The organism is Mesobacillus harenae (assembly GCF_013343715.1).
Lineage (GTDB): Bacteria > Bacillota > Bacilli > Bacillales > Cytobacillaceae > Mesobacillus_A > Mesobacillus_A harenae.
The window spans coordinates 1-6,684 of the sequence record NZ_JABUNR010000033.1 but is presented as its reverse complement, the minus strand read 5'-3'; the positions used below and the strand labels follow the sequence as shown (position 1 = coordinate 6,684).

Genomic DNA, 6,684 nt, shown 5'->3' with positions numbered 1-6,684 from the left:
CAACGGCGGCGAGGAGGCTCAGCGCCGGCCCCGCGGAAAGCGAAGCGCCTGGAACGGAAATCAACAGCCCCCATTCCACCACCAACCAAATAAGACTGTAAACAAACACGATTTTCATCGAGTTTGTCTACAGTCTGAAACCCACTTTAAGTGGGTTTATTTTTTAGTGATCGGAGTGGTTGCGAAAGCCTCCGTTAAGGGGGACCTCTAAAGGAGTACTCCCTCTTATCCAGAAAAAATTTTCAATTTTAGTTCTTGCCTGATAATAGCTTCCCAATGAACATTGTCTGAAGTTCTGATAGCACAGAGTGATAAGGGTAACTCTTGTATACTGTCTGGATCGTCACACCATCAATGATTGACCAGAACATATTTGCATACACATACCTATCAAGAGACGAATCAAATTCTCCGGACTCCTGGCCTTCTTTAATTATGGATGTGATCAATTCAAGGAAGATATGTTCCCGGCGCTTTTTCATAATTTCAACCAATTCTTCATCTCTTGATGAATGCAGTCTAAACTCATAATGAACAATTGCTTTGTCTATATTCACCTTTTCGAAGGGGTTGATTGAACTATACTCTTTAAAAAGGTACTTAATCTTTTCCAATGAAGATTTGCATGTTAATAGGTTATTTTTCAAAACTTCCATTGTATCATCTGTATCCGCAGTCATTAATTCTAAGTAAATCTCATCTTTACTTTTAAAATAATTGTAAATAGCCCCTTTACTGATTCCCGATTGAGCAACAATGTCATCAATTGTGGCCACTTCATAGCCCTTTTTAGCAAAGCATGCCAAAGCGCTCTGAAGGATCTCTTTTTTCTTTTTTTCTTTATACTCTTCTGAAACAATTGGTGGCATCTTTACCTCCTTTTAAACTAGTTCTTAGATTAAGAACTCAGAAATTCGCCCATTTGGGAACACTCTTATAGCTTGTAAATTTCCGTGTATTTTGCTTCTAGATATTGAACCAAATACTCCGCATTCAGTTCTTCCCCGGTTACTTTTAAAATCAACTGGTTTGGCGTATACACTTTTCCGTGCTGATGGATCTTCTCTTTCAGCCATTCCTGAATAACTGCAAATTCGCCTTTTTCAATATGTTGATAAAAATCAGGCAGGTCGCTCTGAATCTTATATAACAGTTGGGCAGCAAACAAATTACCCAATGAATAAGAAGGAAAGTAACCAAAGCCACCAAACGACCAGTGGACATCCTGCAAAACTCCTTCGGTATCTGTTTCCGGTCTGATTCCAAGATACTCCTCCATCTTGTCATTCCAGACAGCTGGAAGGTCCTTCGCTTCTATTTCACCGCCAATTAAAGCTTTTTCAATTTCATAACGAATCATAATGTGCAGATTATAGGTTAATTCATCAGCTTCTACACGGATGAATGAAGGCTTTACTGTGTTAACAGCCCGGTAAAATTCTTCCAAACTCACATTGTTCAATTGCTGAGGAAACGCTTGCTGAAAATCCGAGTAAAAGTACTGCCAAAATTCGCGGCTTCGCCCTACCATATTCTCCAGGAATCTGGATTGAGATTCGTGAATTCCGAATGAGGCGCCGCTGCATAGAACTGTTCCCTCAAGCCCTGTGCTAATATTTTGCTCATAAATCCCATGCCCTGCTTCATGGATTGTACCAAATATCGCAGTTCGGACATTGTTTTCCAGGTATCTCGTCGTAATTCGAACGTCACCTGTATTAATTGACTGAGCAAATGGATGAACTGTTTCATCAAGACGTCCGCCATTCATATTAAATCCAATAATCGGCAAAATGTACCGATTAAATTCTTTCTGCTTCTCTATACTGTATGGCTGTTCAAATATTTGTTCCGGAGTCTGATCTTTGGATTTATTGATTCGCTCCAATAAGCTCACGCTGGCTTCTCGGAGATTTTTAAAAATGGGATCAAGTTTATCAATCGTCAACCCTGGCTCGAATTCGTTGAGCAATGCATTGTACGGATGTTGTTCGTAGCCAAAATACTCGGCAAATTTCCTTTTAATCTCGACCATTTTTTCAAGGTAAGGCAGATAATGCTTAAAATCATTATTTTCTCTTGCCTCTTCCCATGCTATGTTGGCTTCAGACGTTAGAACGGAGTACTCCTTAAAAAGGTCTTCTGGAATGCTTTTTGACTTCTGATAATAATCGTTCCGTTCGCGGATGCGTGCTTTTGTTGTGTCATCAAGTTGTACCTCTAACTCAGGAGATGTTAGGGATCTTAAAACCTCACCCATCTCACTTGAGACCATTAGTTTAAAGATTTCTGTATCGAGGGTTCCGATTGCCTTAGCAAATAATGGTCGTCCGTTTTTGGGAGCCATTACTTTTTGGTCCCAGCCAAGCAAAGCCGATACACTTGAAAAGTGGGTGATTTTCTCATCCAGTTTTACAAATTCCTCTAAAGCCTCTTTGAATTTCAAGCCTGCCACGTCTTGTGTCATACATCTTTCCTCCTTAACGTACTCCATTTCCAACCGTCCTTTATTTATAACGACTGGTCAGTTTATTTTAATTATATGAATAATTCAAACACTTTACAACTTTAAGAAGAAGTTTTTATAGACACTACCTCAACAGCACAAGCGCCCGTACAAGTGATGCATGAATGAGACCAACAGAAACAGTTCATTTATTGTGGATAGGGTTCTGGGCTAAGGTCAGTTTTTACTGGTGCTGATTTATTATGTTGCAGACCATGCATACGATAAGTGCGGTCCCTATTGATCCTGGATGATGGAACTAGCAGCTTTATATAGACGAGCATCAATAAAATTGGTACTCGAACCGTCACTGCACATGACAGAAGAAGTTTTGCCTCTTTTTTTTAATCTATTGTCCATCATAATAATGTCAAAGCTAATGAAATTTCATTGAAACCTTGATAAGCAAAGAAAATGACGTATGGCAATTCATACGTCATTTCTTGTGTCTTTTAATGAGGCGCACCGAAAACGGAGCCCATTAATCTATACTAGTACCTTGAACTTTTAATTATATTTGTGTCTAGAGTTACCTAATTTATTTGTTTTGTATTAATGGCCCTTTTCTTTATGGGAATCATGGTGACCTTTAAAACCTCTATACTCTTTTCCGAACGGAAAAACATTTAACTTTTCAAGCTTATCAGAGTGGTTGATCATCATATCCTTCAATAATTCTTCTGCTGTTTTTCCTTTTGTATCAATTCCAAGTTTTTCAGCCGTATTGTATACCTGTTTCTCCATGACTTCGTGTGCCACGGCATGCATATCCTTGCCTTCTGTTTCAATTCCAAGTTCTTTCGCAGCTTTGTTTAGCTGTGCGTCATGAACTTCATGAGCCAATTTTTGCAGTTCTTTCCCCTCTGAATTAATCCCAAGCTCTTTTGCCTGCTTCTTCAGCCAGCTTTCATGAACTTCCATAGACAGCTGTTCTAGACTTTTACCTTTTGTATCAATCCCCAATTCTCCGGCTTTATTTTTCAGCAATCTTTCATGTATTTCTGCTGCCAGTGCGTCTGTATCCTTATCTTTTGTCTCGATGCCAAGCTCCTTAGCCTTCTGAATAATTTTCTTTACACGAATTTCCTTAAGCAGCTGTTCTATTTGCTTGCCATCCGTTTCTATACCCAGAGCCTTTGCGCGCGCTTTTACAAACTCCTCGTCTTTCCAAAATCCATTCTTATGATGCTCCCGTTCCTGTGACGTTTCAGCTTCCTGCTTTTGAGAAATCTCATTGATAGCAAATGCTGGACTCGCACTAATCGCCCCCAATGAAAGTATGCCTGCTAATACGTATATCACTGTTCTTTTGTTTAACATTTTATTTCCTCCATTCTGATTTCCTTTACTCTGTCCGGCTTTTGGGTTACCGGAAAGTTGACAGATTTTTTGAATAGATAAACTCTAAATTGGCAAATCTAGCTTAATTTTCCTGTATTTCTATGTTTTTATACACAAATTTTTCAACAATAGAAAGTACCCTAATGACTGAGACGAACTTTAGTTGTAATGAACCCCATCTTTTCTCGTAAAAAAAAGCTTGGCACAAGTTAGCTGAGAGGTGTGAATTAGAGCATATCGACTGAGCTACTTGTATACTAACCTCTCGACCTGAAGCTGGAAGAAGACGATGTAGCAGGTTATCAGGCACTCGGAACTCTTACGGTTTTCTATGCAAAAAAAAGCTTCTGCCCATCCGGGGCTGAAGCCTTTACACTGGAATTTTAATAATGAATTTAGTACCTTTATTCCGTTCGCTTACGACTTCAATTTTGCCATCATGAAGCTGAACCAACTTCTTCACAATCGAAAGTCCAAGACCAAATTCACCGTAAGGATTACTTTTCCTGGAAATGTCTGCCCGATAAAATCTATGCCAGATTTTTTCGACCTCCTGCGGATCTATCCCCATTCCTGTATCCTCTATTTCAATAATTGCTTCATTATTTACATTCCTTCCGCGAAGCCAGATTGTTCCCTCAGTTGTAAACTGAATGCTATTTTTCGTGATATTGATGAGGATTTGAACGAGCCTGTCATAGTCGGCAAGGACTACCGCCTGAGGGTCAGCTTCTACAATAATTTGGTTATTCTTATCGTCTGCCTGAAAATCAAGCTGTTCCTTAATAATTTCCAAAACTTCAACAAGTTGAATTGATTCCTTTGAAAGTTCGACTTGGTTTGATCTGATTTTTTCATAATCCAGGTTCTCATTGACTAGACGGATCAGCCGTTTTGTTTCCTTGCTGACAAGGTTAATGCCCTTAACTTTGTCGGCTTCTGGTATCATATCGTTTCTTAAACCTTCAATTACTCCGCTGATCGTGGTGAGCGGAGTCCGCAGTTCATGTGATACGTCTGCCATAAACTGACGCCTTCTATGTTCAAGATTTTCGATTTCCTCCATCGAAACATTAATCTTATCAACCATTTGATTAAAATCCTTTGAAAGTTCTCCGATTTCATCGAGACTTGAGGCGGGCACCTGAACGGTATAATCCCCTCCCGAAACTCTGGAGGCTGCCATTTGAATTTTTTTAATTCGCTTTACGTGTATGTTTGATAAAACCCAGCTAAGTAAAAATGAGACAGCAAGGGCAATCAGGATTGTATAGATTAAATATTGATTGATCTGGGAAACCATTTCCCTTGAACCGCTGATAGGGGAGGTTAGCATAATGCCACCAGCCAGCCTATTTTCAGTAACATAAGGAAGAGCAACTAATGATACTCCGTGGCCAAACCTTTCCATATCTCGCTTTACAATTACTGGCTCACCACGGGTGATTTGTTCCCACTCCTCTTCTGTAAGTGTGAACCCTGCTCCCCCTCTGCCTCCAGGAATTAAAACACGTCCATCTCTGTCAAATATGCTGAACTGTATATTTCGTCCGTTCAAAACTCTAGCATATTCGCTAATAGTCTGATTATGCCTTTGCCCAGAATTAAGGTCACTCAAGATATTCTCACCATAAGAGATGAGCTCCTCTGCTTTGTTCTCGTACACAAGGGTTTCTATATAGTGGGCAAATAGCAGGCTTAAAACAAGAAATGCAACTAAGATAATTGAGATATGGCTGATGAATTGCTGATAGATGTATTTAATTTTCATCTATTCCACCGTCTCATCAAACTTATATCCTACTCCCCAAACAGTATGAAAAAACGGAAGGTCCGCAGTACCCAGCTTTTTACGCAGCCGCTTTATATGAACATCGACGGTACGCTCATCCCCATAGTATTGGTATCCCCAAACTCTCTCCAAAAGCTGTTCTCTTGAAAAAACTTGGCGAGGGTGCTGAAGGAAATAATAAAGCAGTTCAAACTCTTTAGGCGTTAAATTTGTAACCGGTTTTTCATTAATAAAGACTTCTCTTGTTTCCTTACTTATTTTGAAGTATTTTGTACTTAGATAATCAGTTTCCACAGCCATTGCATTGGCTGAAGTATATCTTCTTGATACAGCCCGGATTCTAGCCATCAGGGCCAGCGGACTAAAGGGCTTTGTGACATAATCGTCAGCACCCATTTCTAGACCAAGCACCTGGTCAGACTCACTGTCCTTAGCGGTGAGCATGATAATCGGAATTGTACTGCCCTCCTGCCTAATCTTTCTGCACAGGCTGACTCCTTCCATTCCAGGCAGCATCCAATCAATTATTAGCAAATCCCAATGTTCTGCTTTAAACCGGTTATATCCTTCCAAGCCATCATGAACAAATTCTCCGTGGATTCCTTCCTTTGAAAAGAACATTTCTATCATTTCACAAACACTTTCATTATCTTCGATTACTAGAATTTTCATAAGAATGCGCTCCCTTTTAAAGCCAACCTAACTATTTCCCTTTAAAATAAAGGTTCCAGTAAGGATTTTCAACCTATTTACCTTCTCATGCCGATATTTAATCTTTATGAAACAGTTTAGTCTTAGTTTGTTCATATTCTATAAACAAAAATAGAGACCCCATTAGTGGGATCCGCAGCATTGCTATGTAAGATTTGCCCAGTATGAGAGTTAAGAAAAGCGGGTACCGGAAATGAACTAGGCCCCATATTTCGGACACTTTAATAAAAAGTGCCTATGCTGCTAATAAATGATCCCGGTATTGTACCGGGGTCATTTTCTTTAATCCCCATTGATACCGTTGACAGTTATAATATTCAATCACACGGTCTAC

Annotated in this window: 6 protein-coding genes; all 6 read right to left on the bottom strand. The window is 39.6% G+C overall.

From position 1 onward, the window contains the following. Positions 1-248: 248 nt before the first annotated feature. Positions 249-869 (bottom strand): TetR/AcrR family transcriptional regulator, encoded by a 621-nt coding sequence (locus HRJ06_RS22830; RefSeq protein WP_174735228.1) that lies wholly within the window; start codon positions 867-869, stop codon positions 249-251. Between the two features lie 65 nt (positions 870-934). After that, on the bottom strand, positions 935-2,467 hold the full coding sequence (locus HRJ06_RS22825; protein ID WP_174735227.1) for a carboxypeptidase M32: 1,533 nt from the start codon (positions 2,465-2,467) through the stop codon (positions 935-937). Positions 2,468-3,058: 591 nt separating this feature from the next. Further along, positions 3,059-3,826: a hypothetical protein gene (locus HRJ06_RS22820; RefSeq protein ID WP_174735226.1), complete on the bottom strand. Its 768-nt coding sequence runs from the start codon at positions 3,824-3,826 to the stop codon at positions 3,059-3,061. 391 nt (positions 3,827-4,217) lie between these two features. Next, positions 4,218-5,618, bottom strand: coding sequence for a HAMP domain-containing sensor histidine kinase (locus HRJ06_RS22815; protein WP_174735225.1), 1,401 nt, complete (start codon positions 5,616-5,618; stop codon positions 4,218-4,220). Next, positions 5,619-6,311 (bottom strand): response regulator transcription factor, encoded by a 693-nt coding sequence (locus tag HRJ06_RS22810; protein WP_174735224.1) that lies wholly within the window; start codon positions 6,309-6,311, stop codon positions 5,619-5,621. A 274-nt stretch (positions 6,312-6,585) separates the two neighbouring features. Then, on the bottom strand, positions 6,586-6,684 hold a 99-nt coding region (locus HRJ06_RS22805; protein ID WP_174733683.1), incomplete at its 5' end, for an IS3 family transposase.

Excerpts from the sequence above, each read along its gene's own strand:
- HRJ06_RS22825 (WP_174735227.1), bottom strand. The coding sequence starts at position 2,467 with ATGACACAAGACGTGGCAGGCTTGAAATTCAAAGAGGCTTTAGAGGAA.
- HRJ06_RS22810 (WP_174735224.1), bottom strand. The coding sequence starts at position 6,311 with ATGAAAATTCTAGTAATCGAAGATAATGAAAGTGTTTGTGAAATGATA.
- HRJ06_RS22815 (WP_174735225.1), bottom strand. The coding sequence starts at position 5,618 with ATGAAAATTAAATACATCTATCAGCAATTCATCAGCCATATCTCAATT.
- HRJ06_RS22830 (WP_174735228.1), bottom strand. The coding sequence starts at position 869 with ATGCCACCAATTGTTTCAGAAGAGTATAAAGAAAAAAAGAAAAAAGAG.
- HRJ06_RS22820 (WP_174735226.1), bottom strand. The coding sequence starts at position 3,826 with ATGTTAAACAAAAGAACAGTGATATACGTATTAGCAGGCATACTTTCA.